This is a genomic window from Streptomyces sp. NBC_00091 (genome assembly GCF_026343185.1).
In the GTDB taxonomy this organism is placed as follows: Bacteria; Actinomycetota; Actinomycetes; order Streptomycetales; family Streptomycetaceae; genus Streptomyces.
In genome coordinates, this window is sequence record NZ_JAPEMA010000001.1 from 139,578 (window position 1) to 155,931 (window position 16,354).

At 70.3% G+C, this 16,354-nt stretch carries 16 protein-coding genes; 2 read left to right on the top strand and 14 right to left on the bottom strand.

Going from position 1 to position 16,354, the window contains the following annotated elements:
• Positions 1–95: 95 nt before the first annotated feature.
• Positions 96–1,757 (bottom strand): murein biosynthesis integral membrane protein MurJ, encoded by a 1,662-nt coding sequence (gene murJ / locus OOK34_RS00640; protein ID WP_267031882.1) that lies wholly within the window; start codon positions 1,755–1,757, stop codon positions 96–98.
• A gap of 386 nt (positions 1,758–2,143) precedes the next feature.
• Between murJ and OOK34_RS00645 the strand changes: the two genes are divergently transcribed.
• Both OOK34_RS00645 and OOK34_RS00650 read left to right on the top strand, forming a co-directional pair.
• On the top strand, positions 2,144–3,319 hold the full coding sequence (locus OOK34_RS00645; RefSeq protein ID WP_267036577.1) for an Ig-like domain-containing protein: 1,176 nt from the start codon (positions 2,144–2,146) through the stop codon (positions 3,317–3,319).
• A gap of 109 nt (positions 3,320–3,428) precedes the next feature.
• Positions 3,429–5,003 carry an alpha/beta fold hydrolase gene (locus tag OOK34_RS00650; protein WP_267031883.1) on the top strand — a complete coding sequence of 525 codons (1,575 nt, stop codon included), beginning with the start codon at positions 3,429–3,431 and terminating at the stop codon, positions 5,001–5,003.
• A 20-nt stretch (positions 5,004–5,023) separates the two neighbouring features.
• Here OOK34_RS00650 and OOK34_RS00655 read toward each other — a convergent pair whose 3' ends face one another.
• The 13 genes from OOK34_RS00655 to OOK34_RS00715 form a co-directional block, all read right to left on the bottom strand.
• A complete protein-coding gene (locus tag OOK34_RS00655; protein WP_267031884.1) occupies positions 5,024–5,902 on the bottom strand; it encodes an amino acid ABC transporter permease in 879 nt (292 codons plus the stop codon).
• Positions 5,899–6,543: an amino acid ABC transporter permease gene (locus OOK34_RS00660; RefSeq protein ID WP_267031885.1), complete on the bottom strand. Its 645-nt coding sequence runs from the start codon at positions 6,541–6,543 to the stop codon at positions 5,899–5,901. The genes OOK34_RS00655 and OOK34_RS00660 overlap by 4 nt, the downstream gene beginning before the upstream one ends.
• 17 nt (positions 6,544–6,560) lie before the next feature.
• Positions 6,561–7,466 (bottom strand): glutamate ABC transporter substrate-binding protein, encoded by a 906-nt coding sequence (locus tag OOK34_RS00665; protein WP_267031886.1) that lies wholly within the window; start codon positions 7,464–7,466, stop codon positions 6,561–6,563.
• 11 nt (positions 7,467–7,477) lie between these two features.
• Positions 7,478–8,221 carry an amino acid ABC transporter ATP-binding protein gene (locus tag OOK34_RS00670; RefSeq protein ID WP_267031887.1) on the bottom strand — a complete coding sequence of 248 codons (744 nt, stop codon included), beginning with the start codon at positions 8,219–8,221 and terminating at the stop codon, positions 7,478–7,480.
• A gap of 195 nt (positions 8,222–8,416) precedes the next feature.
• Complete coding sequence (locus tag OOK34_RS00675) at positions 8,417–9,484, bottom strand: hypothetical protein (RefSeq protein ID WP_267031888.1); 1,068 nt, start codon at positions 9,482–9,484, stop codon at positions 8,417–8,419.
• 140 nt (positions 9,485–9,624) lie between these two features.
• A complete protein-coding gene (locus OOK34_RS00680; protein WP_267031889.1) occupies positions 9,625–10,065 on the bottom strand; it encodes a DUF6278 family protein in 441 nt (146 codons plus the stop codon).
• A 93-nt stretch (positions 10,066–10,158) separates the two neighbouring features.
• Entirely contained in the window at positions 10,159–10,938 is a 780-nt protein-coding gene (locus OOK34_RS00685) for an exodeoxyribonuclease III (RefSeq protein WP_267031890.1), read from the bottom strand.
• Between the two features lie 30 nt (positions 10,939–10,968).
• Positions 10,969–11,601, bottom strand: coding sequence for an MBL fold metallo-hydrolase (locus tag OOK34_RS00690; protein ID WP_267031891.1), 633 nt, complete (start codon positions 11,599–11,601; stop codon positions 10,969–10,971).
• A gap of 34 nt (positions 11,602–11,635) precedes the next feature.
• The gene (locus tag OOK34_RS00695) at positions 11,636–12,238 is read right to left on the bottom strand and encodes a hypothetical protein (protein ID WP_267031892.1); all 603 of its coding nucleotides are present in this window, start codon (positions 12,236–12,238) and stop codon (positions 11,636–11,638) included.
• Complete coding sequence (locus OOK34_RS00700; RefSeq protein ID WP_267031893.1) at positions 12,235–13,404, bottom strand: ROK family glucokinase; 1,170 nt, start codon at positions 13,402–13,404, stop codon at positions 12,235–12,237. The genes OOK34_RS00695 and OOK34_RS00700 overlap by 4 nt, the downstream gene beginning before the upstream one ends.
• On the bottom strand, positions 13,401–14,297 hold the full coding sequence (locus tag OOK34_RS00705; RefSeq protein WP_267031894.1) for an ATP-binding cassette domain-containing protein: 897 nt from the start codon (positions 14,295–14,297) through the stop codon (positions 13,401–13,403). Before OOK34_RS00705 ends, OOK34_RS00700 begins: the two co-directional genes overlap by 4 nt.
• A complete protein-coding gene (locus OOK34_RS00710; RefSeq protein ID WP_267031895.1) occupies positions 14,294–15,334 on the bottom strand; it encodes an ABC transporter permease in 1,041 nt (346 codons plus the stop codon). Before OOK34_RS00710 ends, OOK34_RS00705 begins: the two co-directional genes overlap by 4 nt.
• Positions 15,331–16,341: a sugar ABC transporter substrate-binding protein gene (locus OOK34_RS00715; protein WP_267031896.1), complete on the bottom strand. Its 1,011-nt coding sequence runs from the start codon at positions 16,339–16,341 to the stop codon at positions 15,331–15,333. The genes OOK34_RS00710 and OOK34_RS00715 overlap by 4 nt, the downstream gene beginning before the upstream one ends.
• Between the last annotated feature and the right edge of the window lie 13 nt (positions 16,342–16,354).

Below are 16,354 nucleotides of genomic sequence, written 5' to 3' on the forward strand. Positions count from 1 at the left end.
TACGCTTTCCTCCTATAGGGGGTGTCTTGTGGGTCAGGCCGGGCTCGCGACGCCTGGCACCGCGCCCTGATCCGGCCTGACCCACAAGACACCCCCTAACAGCCGACCTTCCGGCGCAGGGAGTCCAGCAGGTCGGTGATCTCCGCCAGGCGCAGCGGCCCGGCGAGGAGTACGACGACCAGCGCGATCGTGACGGTTCCCGCCCCGGCCGCAGCGAAGGCTCCGAGGCCGTCGGCGGTGCGGGCGGCCGCGTACCCGGCGGCGGCCGCGGGCAGGCAGGCGGCCAGCAGCCGAAGGTGGGTGCCCAGGGCCGAGGAACGCGCCGCGGTGCCGCGGGCGCCGGCGCGCGGGCCGAGCCGGCGCGAGAGGGTGTACGCGGTGACGGCGGCGCCCGCCGTGAAGGCGAGGGAGGAGGCTCCGGCCATGCCGGTCACGGCCCAGCGCGCCGGCAGGAGCAGGTAGGCGGCGTACGACAGGCCGGCGTTGAGCGCGACGATGACCAGGTTGAGGAAGAAGGGGGTCCGCGTGTCCGAGAGGGCGTAGAAGCCGCGCGCCAGTACGTACTGGGCGGAGAAGGCGATCAGGCCGGGGGCGAAGGCGGTGAGCATGCCCGCCATGGCCCCGACCTCGGCGGGGGTGACGTCCCCGTACCCGGAGACGCAGTCCATCACCCAGGGGGCCAGCGCGGCGAAGAGCGCCGCGGCGGGCACCACGAGGGCGGCGCTGGAGCGCAGCGCGTACGAGACGTCCTCGCGGACGGCGGTGAGGTCGCCGTCGGCGGCGGCCGAGCTCATCCGGGGCATGAGGGCGGTGACCAGGGAGACGGTGATGATGCCCTGGGGGACGATCCACAGCTGGTAGGCGCTGCTGTAGGCGGCGTAGCCGAAGCCGCCCGGCAGGTGCCCGACGGTGGTGGAGAGCATGGTCACCACCCAGTAGGCGATCTGGTTGGTGAACACGAGCATGACCAGCCAGCCCGCGTTGCGCAGGGGGCGGGTGAGGCCGCTGCCGCGCCAGTCGAAGCGGGGACGCCAGCGGAAGCGGGCGGCGCGCAGGGAGGGGAGGAGGGCCAGGGCCTGGACCACGATGCCGGCGGTGGTGCCGAGGCCCAGCAGCCGGGTCTCGGCGGCGGTGAGGCCTTCGGAGCCGCCGTGGGAGGCGTACAGGAAGAAGCCGAAGACGCCGATGATCACGAGGTTGCTGAGGACGGGGGTCCACATCATCGCGCCGAACCGGCCGCGGGCGTTCAGCACTTGCCCGAGCAGGGTGAAGAGCCCGTAGAAGAGGATCTGCGGCAGGCAGAAGCGGGCCAGGGCGATGACCGTGCTCCGCTCGGCGTCCGTGTACGCGGGGGTGTACGCCCGGACGATCAGCGGGGCGGCGAGGACGGCGACGGCGGTGAGCACGAGGAGCGCCACGGTGCAGGCGGTCAGCAGCCGGTCGGTGTAGGCGGCCCCGCCGTCCCGGTGCTGCTTGGCGGCGCGCACCAGCTCGGGGACGAAGACGGCGTTGAGCGCGCCGCCGACCAGCAGCATGTAGATGATGTTCGGGACCGTGTTGGCGACGGCATAGCTGTCCCCCAGGAGCCCGGCGCCCAGCGCGGCGAGGACCACGGCGGAGCGGACGAATCCGGTGGCGCGGGAGACCACGGAGCCGGCCGCCATCAGCGCACCGCTGCGCAGCACCGAGATCTTCTGCGGCGCGGGCGCCGGCGCCGGTGCCCGCACGGGTGCCGTGCTGCTGGTGGATCCGTACATCGGGGTCTTTCCCTTCGCCGAGCCGAAGGTGGAGGGTACCCCGGGCCGCCGGAGCAGCCGGCCACCGGCCGGTTCCGGTGAATTCTCCGTCGCGGTAGGGCCTTTCGGCCCCCGGCCCGCGCGCCGAAGGTCCTTATTCCGGTCCCGGTGCGGGGATTGGCGAATTCCGGCCGGCCGGTTTCCGGAAAGAGCCCCCGAATGTGACCGGATGGCAACAGTTCCGCTGCGGCCCCTGTCACAACCCCGGGGAAGAAGTTTTTCCGCCGAATGCGCAACCTAATGTTGCCCCGTTCACTCCTCATATGAGGACGATCGTTATTTCGGAGGGGTTTTCGTTGAGCCGCACACGCCGCACCGCACTTCCGCGCCGCCGCACCCGACACGCGATGCTGGCGGGCACCGCACTTCTCACCCTCGCGCTGAGCGCCTGCGGGGGCGGCTCCGGCGGCGGGAGCGCGGGCGGTGACGGGAAGGCGGACCCGGACAAGAGCCCGGCCATGGCGATCTCGGTGAACCTCACGGGCAATCAGGTCAAGGCGGGCGAGCCCGTCAAGGTGACCCTGGCCGACGGGAAGTTCTCGCTGGTGAAGGTGACGGACGGCAAGGGCGGGGAGCTGCCCGGGCAGATATCCGCCGACGGGCGGACCTGGACCTCGGAGCGCAACGCCTCGCCGGGCACCGACTACAAGGTCGAGGCGCAGAACACCGCCAGCCAGAACGCGAGCACCCAGTTCAGGACCTCGGCCGCGGACAAGGTGAACAAGGTCTCGATCAACATCCCGAAGGGCAGCACGGTGGGCGTCGCGATGCCCGTCTCGCTGGTCTTCGACAATCCGGTGAAGAACAAGGCCGAGGTCGAGAAGCAGCTCAAGGTCACCACCTCGAACAACACCGAGGGTTCCTGGGGCTGGTTCCAGGACTATTCAGGCAAGGACCGGGTGGACTGGCGGCCGAAGGACTACTGGAAGTCCGGCACCGACGTGAAGGTCGAGATGGACCTGAACGGAGTGGACTCCGGTGCCGGCGGCGGGCTCTTCGCCCGGGACTACAACACCGAGTTCAAGATAGGCAAGGACCGCCGGATGGAGGTCAGCCTCGACACCAAGAAGATGACGGTCACCGAGGACGGACAGGCGGTCAGGACGATTCCCGTCTCGGCCGGCACTCCCGGCGGCAAGAAGGCCTCCTGGTCCGGGAAAATGGTGCTGATGGCCAAGGAGGGCACCATCCGGATGGATTCCCAGACGGTGGGCCTGGGCGACGCCTACGACAAGATGGTCGACTATTCGATGCGGCTGACCTGGTCGGGCATGTACGCGCACGCCGCCCCCTGGAACTCCGCCAACTTCGGCAGCGCCAACACCAGTTCCGGCTGTGTGGGCATGAGCGACGCCAACGCCAAGTCCTTCTACGAGCAGGTCCAGGTCGGCGACCCCTTCGAGGTGGTCGGCAGCGGCTCCAAGGGCAATGCCGACCTCGGCAACGGGTACGGCGAGTGGAACCTGTCGTGGGACCAGTGGAAGGCGAAGAGCGCGCTGGCCGGCGGCGCCCAGCAGGGCTGACCCCGGATCAATTGTTACCGCTACGTAACTTACCCATGGGTTACTTTCGGTAAGCCTCCCCCGTTACCGTCGGGTCACTTTGGACACCGGCGCACGCGAGGAGCGATCGATGCGACGCAGCAAATCCGCCGCAGCCGTGGCGGCCGTTCTGGCGGTGACCGCCCTGGGCCTGGCCCCCCACCAGGCCCAGGCGGCCCCCGCCGCCCCGGCTGCCCAGCAGCCGGAACTGCGGTTCCACGACATTCCGGGCTCCGGCGGCATCACCCTCAAGGGCAACGTCTTCACCCCGGCGGGCGCCGAACCCGGCCGGAAGTACCCGCTGATCGTCCTCCCCACCAGCTGGGGCATGCCGCAGATCGAATACATCGCCCAGGCGAAGAAGCTCGCCGACTCCGGCTACGTCGTGGTGAGTTACACCTCGCGCGGCTTCTGGCTCTCCGGCGGCGAGATCGAGACGGCCGGGCCGGCCGACACCGCCGACGTCTCCGCCGTCATCGACTGGGCCCTCGCCACCACCCCCGCCGACCCCGGACACATCGGCCTCGGCGGGGTCTCGTACGGCGCGGGCATCGCCCTGCTGGCCTCCGCGCACGACCCGCGGATCAAGGCCGTGGTCGCCCTCAGCGGCTGGGCCGACCTGATCGAGTCCATCTACTCCGGCCGCACCCAGCACCTCCAGGCCGCCGGGATGCTCGGCGCCGCCGGCTTCCTCACCGGCCGTCCCGGACCCGAACTCCAGCAGATCCTCGGCGACTTCCTGGGCTCGAAGCTGGACCGGGAACAGGCGATGATCGAGTGGGGCAAGAAGCGCTCCGCCTCCGAGCAGGTGGACCGGATCAACGCCAACGGCGCCGCGATCATGATGGGCAACGCCTGGGGTGACACCATCTTCCCGCCCAACCAGTACGCGAAGTTCTTCGAGGAGCTCACCGGCCCCAAGCGGCTGGAGTTCCGCCCCGGCGACCACGCCACCGCCGAGGCCACCGGCCTGCTCGGCCTGCCCAACGACACCTGGACCAACGCCCACCGCTGGTTCGACCGCTACCTCAAGGGAGAGCGCAACGGGGTCGACACCGAAGCCCCGGTGCAGCTCAAGTCCCGCAGCACCGAGGGCTACGAGGGCTACCCCGACTGGAAGTCGGTCGGCTCCGGCGGCACCGAGAAGCTCCCGCTCGCCGACAGCGAGCACGTCTGGGCCAATGTCGACTCCGGCGCCAACGGCGGCATCCTCTTCCTCTCCAGCATCCTCGACCAGCTCGCGAAGGCGCCCCCGACCGCCTCCATCCCCCTCCTCCCCCGCGCCTTCGCCGCCGTCTGGCAGTCCCCGCGCTACGAGGAGGAACGCCGCATCCGCGGCACCGTGCGCCTGCACACCACCGTCACCCCCACCAAGGGCGACGGCACCTTCGTCGCCTACCTCTACGACGTCGGCCCGCTCGGCATCGGCAAGCTCGTCAGCAACGCCCCGTACACCTTCCACGGGAAGACCCCCGGGCAGTCCTTCGGGGTGGACCTGGACCTCTTCTCCACCGCCTACGACGTGCCCGAGGGCCACCGGCTCGCGCTCGTCGTCGACACGGTCGACCCGCTCTACATCGAGCACAACCCGACCGGCGCGCAGCTGACCTTCTCCTCGCCGCGCACCGATCCCTCGTACGTCTCGGTGCCGCTGCGCGAACAGTGATCGGCGGCTGCTGCCGGGGACTACCTCCCCGGCAGCACCGTCCCCGGTTCGGCGGGGGCGACCTCGACCGCCCTGGTCTTCAGGCTGCGGCGCTCCCTGCGCGCGACCCAGGTGGCGAACCAGGACAGCAGCATGCACATGCCGATGTAGATCGGCGAGATGATCATGACGACGGGGATGAACGGCAGGTCGTAGTCCAGGTTCGAGGCGATCAGCTTGCCCGCGTGCAGGAACTCCTCGTAGGTGATCAGGTAGCCGAGCGAGGTGTCCTTCAGGGCCACCACCAGCTGGCTGATGATCGTGGGGAGCATCGCGCGGACCGCCTGCGGGGCGAGGACGAAGGTCATCACCTGCGTCTTGCGCATGCCGAGCGCGTACGCCGCCTCTCGCTGGCCCTTCTCCACGGAGTTGATCCCCGTACGGAAGACCTCGGCCAGCACCGATCCGTTGTACAGGGTCAGCCCCGCCACCAGCGCGGGCAGCGGCTGGACCTTCAGCGCCACGAAGATGAAGAAGATCATCACCAGCACCGGCATGGCCCGGAAGAACTCCACGCACAGCGTCGCCACCCAGCGCACCGGCCGGTGCAGCGAGAGCCGGCCGGTGGCGAGCACCGCGCCGAGCGCGAGCGAGAGCACCGAGGCGTAGGCGAAGGCCTTCAGGGTGTTCCCGAGCCCCTTGAGCAGCAGCTCCTGGATGCCCTCGTAGGCGAAGGGGCGCCACTTGGCCGCGGTGAACTGGTGGGTGTCGAAGAGGAGGTAAAGGATCCAGGCCAGCAGGGCGAGGATCACCACCGTCGAGAAGATCCCGTAGAAGAAGTGACGGCGCTGGGCCTGCGGGCCGGGGAGGTCGTACAGGGCGGTGGACTCCACGTCCCCGTGCAGCGCGTGCGCGGTCATCGGGCGACTCCGTAGCGCTTCTCCAGCACGTTGAAGAGCGCGCTGATGGACAGGGTGATGATCAGGTAGCCGACGGCGATCCAGACGAAGGTCCAGATGATGCTGTAGCCCAGCTCGTTGAGGGTCTTGTACGTGCCCAGCAGCTCCGTGACGCTGAAGGCGCCGGCGATCGCGGAGTTCTTGGCGAGCGCGATCAGCGTGGAGCCGATGGGCGGGATGACCGAGCGGAAGGCCTGCGGCAGCACCACCGTGCCCAGGGTCTGCCCGAAGGACATGCCCAGGCTGCGCGCCGCCTCGCCCTGCCCCTTGGGGACGGTGTTGATGCCCGAGCGCAGCGCCTCGCAGATGAAGGCCGAGGTGTAGCAGCCGAGCGCGAGGACGGCGAAGAGCTGGAAGGGCAGGACCAGTCCGAAGCGGGGCAGGCCCAGCAGTACGGCGAAGAACAGCAGGGTGAGCGGGGTGTTGCGCAGCACGGCCACCCAGACGGTGCCGAAGACCCGGAAGGAGCCGACGGGAGCGACGCGGAAGGAGGCCATCAGGAAGCCGAGGACCAGGGCGACGAGCGAGGCGTAGACGGTCAGTTCGACGGTGCCGAGGAAGCCCTTCCCGTAGAGCGAGAAGTTCTCGGTGAGTACGTCCATGGAGGTGCGCTCTCCCCTCAGCCCGCCGGGTAGCGGTCGATGGCGGGCGGTTTGGGGGCGGGCTCGCCGGACAGGCCGAGCGTGGCCTCGTAGGCCTTCTTCCAGTCGCCGTTCTTCTCGTGTGCGGCCAGCGCGTCGTCGAGGGCGAGGCGCAGGTCGTTGTCGGCGCGCGGGACGCCGATGCCGTAGGGCTCCTCGGAGAAGGGCTTGCCGACCACCTTGAGCTCCTCGGGGACCTTGGCGGCGTAGCCGAGGAGGATGGAGTCGTCGGTGGAGACGGCGTCGACCTGGTAGGTGAGCAGGTTGTCCACGCAGACCGAGTAGGTGTCGTAGGCGACGAGCACCGCCTTCGGGAACTCCCGCTGGAGCCGCTGGTAGGGGGTGGAGCCTGCGGCCGAGCAGACCTTCTTGCCGGCGAGGTCCTCGGGGCCCTTGATGTCCTTCTCGTTCTTGCGGACGAGCAGGGACTGGCCGGCCATGAAGTAGGGGCCGGCGAAGCCGACCTGCTTCTTGCGGTTGGCGTTGATCGTGTAGGTGCCCACGTAGTAGTCGATCTGGCCGTTCTGCAGGGCGGTCTCGCGGTTGGCGGAGGCGATCGTCTTGAACTCGATGCTCTTGGGGTCGAAGCCGAGGGAGGCCGACATCATCTTGGCGATCTCGATGTCGAAGCCGGAGTAGCGGCCGCTCGCCGGGTCCTTCTCCCCCATGTACGGCTGGTCCTCCTTGGCTCCGACCACGAGGTGGCCGCGCTTCCTCGCCTTCTCCCAGGTGCGCGATCCCGGGAGCCGGAAGCCGGTGTCCACCTGGTAGACGGGCAGGTCCTCGGGTTGCGGGCCCTTGACCGGGGGGCTGCCGGACTTGCCGCAGCCGGCGGCCGCGAGGACCATCGCGGCCAGGGCGAGTGCACGCAGGGTGTGCTTCATCGGGCCGCCCCTCAGTGCTTGAGGATCTTGGAGAGGAAGTCCCTGGCCCGGTCGCTCTCGGGGGCGGTGAAGAAGGCCTCCGGGGTGCGGTCCTCGACGATCCTGCCGTCGGCCATGAAGACGACGCGGTTCGCGGCGGAGCGGGCGAAGCCCATCTCGTGGGTGACCACGACCATGGTCATGCCCTCGGCCGCGAGCTGCTGCATGACCTCCAGCACCTCGTTGATCATCTCCGGGTCGAGGGCGGAGGTGGGCTCGTCGAAGAGCAGCGCCTTCGGGTTCATGGCCAGGGCGCGGGCGATGGCCACGCGCTGCTGCTGGCCGCCGGAGAGCTGGGCGGGGTACTTGTCGGCCTGGTTCGCGAGGCCCACCCGCTCCAGGAGTTCCCGGGAGCGCTTGTCGGCCTCCTCCCTCTTGCGCTTCCTGACCTTCATCTGCGCGAGTGAGACGTTGGCCAGGACGGTCTTGTGCGCGAAGAGGTTGAACGACTGGAAGACCATGCCGACCTCGGCGCGGAGCCCGGCCAGCTCCTTGCCCTCGGCGGGCAGCGGCCGGCCGTCGAGGGTGATGGTCCCGGACTCGATGGTCTCCAGCCGGTTGATGGTCCTGCAGAGGGTGGACTTCCCGGACCCGGAGGGCCCGATGATCACCACCACCTCCCCGCGGCCGACGGTGAGGTTGATGTCCTGGAGGACGTGCAACTTCCCGTAGTGCTTGTTGACGTCCCGCAGCTCGATCAACGGATCGACGGCCATACGCTGCCCTGCCCACTTGTCGGTGTGTCGAGGTCAGCGCAAACTATCCAGCCGTCGAAGGGGACTTCACCTCGACACGCCTGAAAGGTACATAAAGCGCATTGGCCCACGAACGCGGGGCCGTGGCGGGGCCCGCGGGCGCCCGCGGTACGGCATGCGTACCGCGGGCGCCCGTCGGCGGGGGTGGACCCGCCGTTACGGGGTGCCGGTGAAGCGGGCCACGAACGGGCCGTTCGCGTCCCAGCCCGAGGCCCAGTACGCGGCGCCGCCGGGCTCGGGGGTCAGCTGGCGAATGCCGGTACCGGTGGTGCGCGGCGCGGCGATCGGCGTCCAGGCCGTCCCGGTCCACTTGCGCAGGCCCGTGGTTCCGCCGTCGGCGATCCAGGTGCCGTTGTGCTTGACGACCGTGTGGATCGAGGTGCCGTCACAGGTCCGGACGGTGGTGAAGGCGGAGCCGTTGTAGCGCAGCGAGGTCCAGCACTTGTCGACGTCCGTCTTCATGCCGGTGAACCACAGGTCGGTGGAGGTGCCCGCTATCTGCTGCGAGTAGTAGCTGGTGCCGGTCAGCTTCGGCACGGTGACCTGGGTCCAGGAGGTGCCGTTGAAGCGGGCGACGTACATCTCCGACGTGACGCTGGTGGTTTCGGTCTCGCCGGAGACCCAGATCTCGTTGGGGCCGGTCTGGTGGATGGCCCTCAGCTTGACGCGCTTGCCGCCCGGAGCGGGCAGGAAGGTCTGGGACCAGACGCCACCGCTCCACTTGGCGACGATGGGCCGGCCCGGATTGAAGTACTCGTAGCCCGCGACCAGGAGCTCGCCCGGGGCCGTCCCGAGGAGCTGACTGGGCTGGAAGTAGCTGGGGAAGGCGGGGCTGGTCCAGGCCGTGCCGTCCCAGTGGTCGAGACCGGTGCCGAAACCCTCGTCGGAGTAGGTGAGGAACCAGAGGTCGTCCGGGCCGGTGCCCGCCATCTTGGCGCCCCGTTCGTACTGGTAGGGCCCCTTGGGCTTGGAGACCGCGCTCGTGCCGTTCCACTCCCACTGGAGGGTGTCGGCCCCGCAGCCGCCGATCGGGCACGGCGTCTGCGCTTCGACGATGGTCGCGGACGAGGCCGAGAAGGGCAGTGCGTAGGCCTCTCTGAGCGGGGAGGACCCCGCGGGCAGGGGCTGGGTGAGGTCCTGCCACCCGGGCGCGGCGGCCTGGGCGGAGCCCGTGCCGGACAGGGCGAGGAGGGCCGCGCCCGCCATGACGGCGAGACGGCTCATGAGTCTGTTGCGGATCTTCATCGGTTGGCTGCTCCAGGGCATCATTCGGGCCGGTGAGCGGATGCTCACCGGCCCGACGATGGTCGCGGCCCCGTTTGTGCGGGTTTCTATACGTGCCGCGGGTCCCGTAGGGGACACGCTCAGCCCTCGGAGGCCTCGGCGTAGGCCTGGCTGAGCTCGGGGGAGCCGGTCATCGCCCAGGACACTCCCGACTCGATCACGTTGAGCTCCCGGCCGGAGGCGAGCCGGATCACCGGCTGGCCGTTGGGCCAGACCTGCCAGGCGCAGCCCGGGAGGGTGCGGACGATCACGGTCCCGAGGTAGAAGCCGGCGTCGTTGCCCAGCCAGGGCACGGCCTCGGGATCCCGCCGCCAGCGCGGCATCAGCTGGTCGAGGGCCTCCAACGAAGCCGGAGTCTGGTCGAGTTCCAGCCCGGCCGCCCTCGCCTGGGCCCGCAGCATCTCGCACTCCGAGAACAGCTCGGCGATGCCCTCGGGATCATCCGCGATGGCGGCGGCGAGTCCCGCGCCCCGTTCCGTTTCGTGCCGGTTCAGCCAGTTGGCCAGGAAAGGGATGTTCATACCGACCAGCCTGGCACCGGGATCCCCGGCTGACCACAGGGCGCGCCTTGATCCCCTCTTCCGGAGGCCCGGCCTTCCGCGGGCCCGGCCTTCTTAGAGGTCCAGGTCGACGACGACGGGCGCGTGGTCGGAGGCGCCCTTGCCCTTGCGCTCCTCGCGGTCGACGTACGCGTCCTTGACCGCCTTGGCGAAGGGCTCGTTCCCGTACACCAGGTCGATGCGCATGCCCCGGTTCTTGGGGAAGGCGAGCTGGCGGTAGTCCCAGAAGGTGTACGGACGGTCGTACTTGAGCGCGCGCGGCAGGACATCGGAGAGCCCGGCGACCCGCAGCGCCTCCAGGGCGGCGCGCTCGGCGGGGGTGACGTGGGTGAGGCCCGCGAAGACGGCGGGGTCGTAGACGTCCTCGTCGGTCGGCGCCACATTGAAGTCGCCGAGCACCGCGAAGGGGCGGGGGCCGGCCGCGTCTTCGGCGATGGCGGTGGTCAGGGCGCCGAACCAGTCCAGCTTGTAGCCGTAGTGGTCGTGCTCGACCTCGCGGCCGTTGGGCACGTACACCGACCAGACCCGCACCCCGCCGCAGGTGGCGGAGATGGCGCGGGGCTCCTCCACGCCCTCGTAGTCCGGCCCGCCCGGCAGCCCCAGGACGACGTCCTCCAGCCCGACCCGGGAGAGCAGGGCGACGCCGTTCCACCGGCCGGTGGCGTTGACGGCCGACTCGTAGCCCAGCTCACGCAGCTCGGCGGCGGGGAACTGCTCCGCGGAGCACTTGGTCTCCTGGATGCAGAGCACATCGGTGCCGGAGCTCTCCAGCCAGGCGAGCAGGCGCGGCAGCCGGGCGGTGATCGAGTTGACGTTGTACGTGGCGATACGCATGCCCACCAACCTACCGCCCGGCACCGACAGTCAGAGTGCGGCGCTCTGACCTGCGCCGAGACGGCTGTGCGGGGCGCCGCCGAGGCCCTCCAGGGCCATGTCGTAGATGGGCCGGGCGATGTCCGAGAGGTAGGCGTCGTGGATGTCGATCGCCCGGTCCGGCTTGACCTCGCGGACGTAGTCGATCACCTCGGAGACCTTGTTCCACGGCGCGTGCACCGGCAGCATCAGCGTCTGGACCGGGGCGTCCGGCACGGTCAGTGCGTCCCCGGGGTGGAAGAGGGAGCCGTCGACGAGGTAGCCGACGTTCGTCACCCGCGGCATGTCGGGGTGGATCACGGCGTGCAGTTCGCCGTGGACCTGGACCTCGAAACCGGCGGCGGCGAAGGTGTCGCCGTGGCCCACGGTGTGCACCCGGCCCGGGTAGGCGGCGGCCATCCGCTCCGCGACGCTGCGCAGGGTCCACAGCGCGGCGGCCGGGTTCGCGTCGAGCGCGGCGCGCAGCCGGCCCTCTTCGAAGTGGTCCGGGTGCTCGTGCGTGACCAGCAGGACGTCCGCTCCGAGGCCCGCGTCCGGTTCGCTGAAGGCGCCCGGGTCGATGACGAGCACGCGCCCGTCCTTCTCCAACTGGACGCAGGAGTGCAGCCGTTTGGTGAGCTTCATGATCCCACCATAGGCCGCCGTGGCCGGGAGCGGTCTACGGAATGGCGGTGGAGACCACGTACACGCGGGGTGCGGAAGGGTTGGTGAAGTCGACCGTGACGTCCCGGGTGGGGCGCGGCTCCTGCGCCTCCAGGGTGACCCCGGACCACTTGTGGTTCGGGCTCCAGCTCCAGCCCGCGACTTTGGCGTCGCGGTCGGAGATCGACACTCCGGGGGTCATGGCCTCCCGGCTGGTGCCGACGCCGGCCAGGAAGGCGTCCAGCTCCTGGGGGGTCACCTGGAACTGAACGTAGAGCCGGCTGGTGTGCCAGTTGTTGGTCTCCAGGTACCCGACGAAGGAGGCCATCATCGGGATCGGCACCTCGTAGATGCTGCGCTGCACCTTGGACGGCCAGTCCGGCCGCACCTTGACCGCGCCGACCCGGGCGGCCTTGTCCCTCCCGCTCTCGCGGCTCTGCTGGGCCGAGATGAAGAGGTAGCCCGCGGGGACCCCGATGAGCAGCAGGATGATGATCGCGGTGACCCAGCGGCGCCGGACGGTGTGCCGGCGGTCCTCGCGTTCCCCGTCGGTGGGCGGCTGGGCGCCGCCCGCGTCGGGGGAGGAGGCCTGGCGGGGCAAGGAGGGTGGCGGTGTCACTGCTGTTCCTGATCCTGGGGGTCCGGGGGGCCCGCGGCGCCGCGCCGGCCGAGCTGCGCGTAGCGCTCGTGGCGCTCGACGCGCCGGCGCGTGGCGCGGCGGAAGCGCCGGGCGACGAGCCGGGCGAGGTCCGCGGCGCCGACCATACCCGCTTCGGGGCCGAGCTGGGCCTTGGCGATCCGGGCCTCGGGGCGGTAGCCGCGGCCCGTGAGGTGGCGGCGGAAGGCCTCCCGGGCGGGGCCGATCAGCAGGTCGTCGGCGGCGCTGACGCCGCCGCCGATGACGAAGCAGGAGGGGTCCAGGGCGGCGGCGAGGTTGGCGATGCCGACGCCGAGCCACTGGCCGATGTCCTGGAGGAGCTCGACGCACATGGCGTCGCCCTCGCGGGCCAGCTCGGTGATGAGCGGTCCGGTGATCTCGGAGACGTTGCCGCCGACCCTGGCGATGATGTTGTACGCCACCGGGGAGTCGGCGGCGGCCAGCTCGCGGGCCTCGCGGACCAGGGCGTTGCCGGAGCTGTACTGCTCCCAGCAGCCGCGGTTGCCGCAGGGGCAGCGGTGTCCGCCGGGAACGACCTGCATGTGGCCGAACTCGCCGGCCACCCCGTAGCGGCCGCGCTTGACCTGGCCGCCCTCGAGGATGGCCCCGCCGATGCCGGTGCCCAGGGTGATCATGACGAGGTGGTCCTCGCCCCGGCCGGCGCCGAAGCGCCACTCGGCCCAGGCGGCGGTGTTGGCGTCGTTGTCCACCATGACCGGGACGGCGAGCCGCGACTGGAGCGCGTCGCGCAGCGGCTCGTCGCGCCAGGCGAGGTGGGGGGCGAACAGCACGCGGGAGCGGTCGGCGTCGACCCAGCCGGCCGCGCCGATGCCCACGGCGTGGACGTCGTGCCGGTCGGAGAGGTCCAGTACCAGCTCGACGATGGTGTCCTCGACGACCTTGGGGCTCTTCGACTTGTCCGGGGTCTCGGCGCGGATCTTCTCCAGGATGACCCCGTCGGCGTCGACCACGCCGGCCATCACCTTGGTGCCGCCGATGTCGATGCCGACGGTCGGGACGCGCGGGGCGGTCAGCAGCGAGCGGCGCTCGCGGGTCCCGACGGTCCGCAGGACGGTGCCTCGCGCCGCCGCCCGGTGGGCGAGCGTGAAGTCCCGGTACGTGCTCATCGAGTCGTTTCGTCCCTGTCGGAGGTGGAGGAGGCTTCGGAGGGAGCCCCGGAGGGGGCTTCGGAGCCGGCTGGGGCACCGGAGACGGAGCCGCCCGCGCTGTCAGCACCTGATTCTGCCACCCGCTCCAGCTCGTGGCTCAGCTCGTCCAGTTCCGAGCCGCCCGCCATCTGCCGGGTGAGCTCGTCCAGGGTGATCGAGTCACGGGTGTGGCTGCCCGCCATGGCGCCGCGCTTGAGGAGGACGAAGCGGTCCCCGACCAGGTACGCGTGGTGCGGGTTGTGGGTGATCAGGACCACGCCGAGGCCCGCGTCGCGTGCGGCGGCGACGTACTTGAGGACCACTCCGGACTGCTTCACGCCGAGGGCCGCGGTGGGCTCGTCCAGGACGAGGACCTTCGCGCCGAAGTACACGGCGCGGGCGATGGCCACGCACTGCCGCTCGCCGCCGGACAGGGTGCCGATCGGCTGGTCGACGTCGCGCAGGTCGATGCCCATGCGCAGCAGCTCGGCGCGGGTGGTCTCGCGCATGAACTCCACGTCGAGGCGGCGGAAGGGGCCGCGCCCCCTGGTGGGCTCGGAGCCGAGGAAGAAGTTGCGCCACACCGGCATGAGGGGGACGACGGCGAGGTCCTGGTGGACGGTGGCGATGCCGCGGTCGAGGGCCGCGCGCGGGTTGGCGAGCGCCGTTTCCTCGCCCTCGATCTCGAAGCTGCCGGCGTCGTGCCGGTGCAGCCCCGCGATGATCTTGATGAGGGTGGACTTCCCGGCGCCGTTGTCGCCGAGGACGCAAGTGATCTCCCCGGCCGACACCTCCAGGGAGACGCCCTGGAGGGCGCGGATGTTGCCGTAGTACTTGCTGACGTCCGTCAGCTTCACGAGTGCCGTGCTCATGCCCGAGCCTCCGCCCGCTTGCGGACCCATGCGTTGAGCAGCGTGGCGAGCAGCAGCATGGCGCCCAGGAAGAACTTGAACCAGTCCGGGTTCCACTGGGCGTAGACGATGCCGTTGCTGGTCATGCCGAAGATGAAGGCGCCGACGGCCGAGCCGATCGCGGAGCCGTAGCCGCCGGTCATCAGACAGCCGCCGATGACGGCCGCGATGATGTAGAGGAACTCGTTGCCGACGCCCTCCCCGGACTGGACGACGTCGAAGGAGAAGAGGATGTGCTGCCCGGAGATCCAGGCGCACAGGGCGACCCCCATGTACAGGCCGATGCGGGTCTTGACGACGGGGACGCCGGTCGCGCGTGCCGCGTCGGCCCCGCCGCCCACCGCGAAGATCCAGTTCCCGGCACGGGTGCGCAGCAGGATCCAGGTGGCGACGGCCACCAGGGCCAGCCACCACAGGATGGTGACCTTGAGGGTGACCGGGCCGATGTTCCACTGCGAGGCGAACAGGGCCCGGGCGGAGGAGAAGCCCTCCATGTCGGCGATGGTCTTGGTGGAGACCGAACCGCTGATCAGCTTGGTGAAACCGAGGTTCAGGCCGGTCAGCATCAGGAAGGTGCCGAGCGTGATGATGAAGCTGGGCAGTCTGGTGCGGGTCAGCATGAACCCGTTGAAGAAGCCGATGGCCAGGGTGACCAGCAGGGAGACGAGGACGCCGACCCAGACGTTGGCGGTCATCTGGTAGCTGAACATCGAGCTGAACAGCGCCGAGGTGGTGACCATGACACCGGCGGACAGGTCGAACTCGCCGCCGATCATCAGCAGGGCGACCGGGACCGCCATGATCCCGATGGTGGAGGCCGAGTACAGGACCGTGCTCAGGCTGGAGGTCCGCAGGAAGCTGTCCGCGGCGAAGGAGAAGAAGACGAAGACCGCGGCGGCGCCGACGACCGAACCCAGTTCGGGGCGGCCCAGCAGCCTGCGGACGTAGGAGGTGGGCGCGAGCCGTTCGTCGACGGCGGGCGCGGCGGGGCTGCTCATCGGCTGCCCCGCTTGATGTAGTCCTCCAGCTTGGCGGCCTCGGCCCCGGTGACGATCTGCGGGCCGGTCAGCACCGGCCGGCCGCCGCCGAGGACGTCCGCGTTGTAGCGGTAGAGCCACAGCAGGTCGACGGCCTCGTACCCCTGGAGGTAGGGCTGCTGGTCCACGGCGAAGCCCAGCGCCCCGGACTTCAGGTCGCGGGCGACGGACTCGTTGAGGTCGAAGGTGTCCACCTCGGCCTTGCTGCCCGCCGCGTCCTTCGCCTTGACCGCGGTGGGGGCGAAGGGCGCGCCGAGGGTGAGGATGGAGTCGACGGACGGGTCCGCCTGGAGCTTCGCCTGGATGGCCGCCTGGACGGAGGGCATGTTGGTGCCCTCGACGTACAGGTTCTCCATGGTCCCGCCGAAGGTCTTCTTCGCCCCGGCGCACCGCTGCTCGTGGCCGACGTTGCCCTGCTCGTGCAGGACGCAGACGGCCTTCTTCTTCCCGCGCCGGGTCAGCTCGCTGCCGACCGCCTCGCCCGCGATCTGCTCGTCCTGGCCGATGTGGGTGAGCGCCCCGTACTCGGCCGACTGGGCCGAGCCGGAGTTGACCGTGACCACCGGGATGCCGGCCTTGACGGCCTTGCCGATGACGTCCTTGAGGGCCTCCGGCTTGGCGAGGCTGACGATGATCCCGTCGACCTTCTGGTCGATGGCGTTCTGCACGAACTGGGCCTGCTGCTGTGCCTGGTCGTCGTGGGAGTAGACGAAGTTGATGTTGTCCTTCGCCGCGGCTTCCTTGGCGCCCTTCTGCACGATGTCCCAGAAGGTGTCCCCGTCGCCCGCGTGGGTCACCATCGCGAAGGTCCAGCGCGGCGTGGACACGGCGGGCCGGCCCGCCTCGGCGGCCTTCGCCCGCTCTTCGGCGCGCTTGCCGCCCGTGCTGCTGCAGCCCGCGAGGGAGGCCCCCAGTACCGCCGCGAGCACGGCGCCGACGACGCGTACCCCTGTCCGAACCCTAGCCACGTCCCCGTGCCGC

Coding starts and splice junctions, on each gene's coding strand:
- OOK34_RS00650 (WP_267031883.1), top strand. CDS start 3,429: ATGCGACGCAGCAAATCCGCCGCAGCCGTGGCGGCCGTTCTGGCGGTG.
- OOK34_RS00660 (WP_267031885.1), bottom strand. CDS start 6,543: ATGGACGTACTCACCGAGAACTTCTCGCTCTACGGGAAGGGCTTCCTC.
- OOK34_RS00665 (WP_267031886.1), bottom strand. CDS start 7,466: ATGAAGCACACCCTGCGTGCACTCGCCCTGGCCGCGATGGTCCTCGCG.
- OOK34_RS00705 (WP_267031894.1), bottom strand. CDS start 14,297: ATGAGCACGGCACTCGTGAAGCTGACGGACGTCAGCAAGTACTACGGC.
- OOK34_RS00675 (WP_267031888.1), bottom strand. CDS start 9,484: ATGAGCCGTCTCGCCGTCATGGCGGGCGCGGCCCTCCTCGCCCTGTCC.
- murJ (WP_267031882.1), bottom strand. CDS start 1,757: ATGTACGGATCCACCAGCAGCACGGCACCCGTGCGGGCACCGGCGCCG.
- OOK34_RS00680 (WP_267031889.1), bottom strand. CDS start 10,065: ATGAACATCCCTTTCCTGGCCAACTGGCTGAACCGGCACGAAACGGAA.
- OOK34_RS00700 (WP_267031893.1), bottom strand. CDS start 13,404: ATGAGCACGTACCGGGACTTCACGCTCGCCCACCGGGCGGCGGCGCGA.
- OOK34_RS00690 (WP_267031891.1), bottom strand. CDS start 11,601: ATGAAGCTCACCAAACGGCTGCACTCCTGCGTCCAGTTGGAGAAGGAC.
- OOK34_RS00645 (WP_267036577.1), top strand. CDS start 2,144: ATGCTGGCGGGCACCGCACTTCTCACCCTCGCGCTGAGCGCCTGCGGG.
- OOK34_RS00655 (WP_267031884.1), bottom strand. CDS start 5,902: ATGACCGCGCACGCGCTGCACGGGGACGTGGAGTCCACCGCCCTGTAC.
- OOK34_RS00670 (WP_267031887.1), bottom strand. CDS start 8,221: ATGGCCGTCGATCCGTTGATCGAGCTGCGGGACGTCAACAAGCACTAC.
- OOK34_RS00685 (WP_267031890.1), bottom strand. CDS start 10,938: ATGCGTATCGCCACGTACAACGTCAACTCGATCACCGCCCGGCTGCCG.
- OOK34_RS00710 (WP_267031895.1), bottom strand. CDS start 15,334: ATGAGCAGCCCCGCCGCGCCCGCCGTCGACGAACGGCTCGCGCCCACC.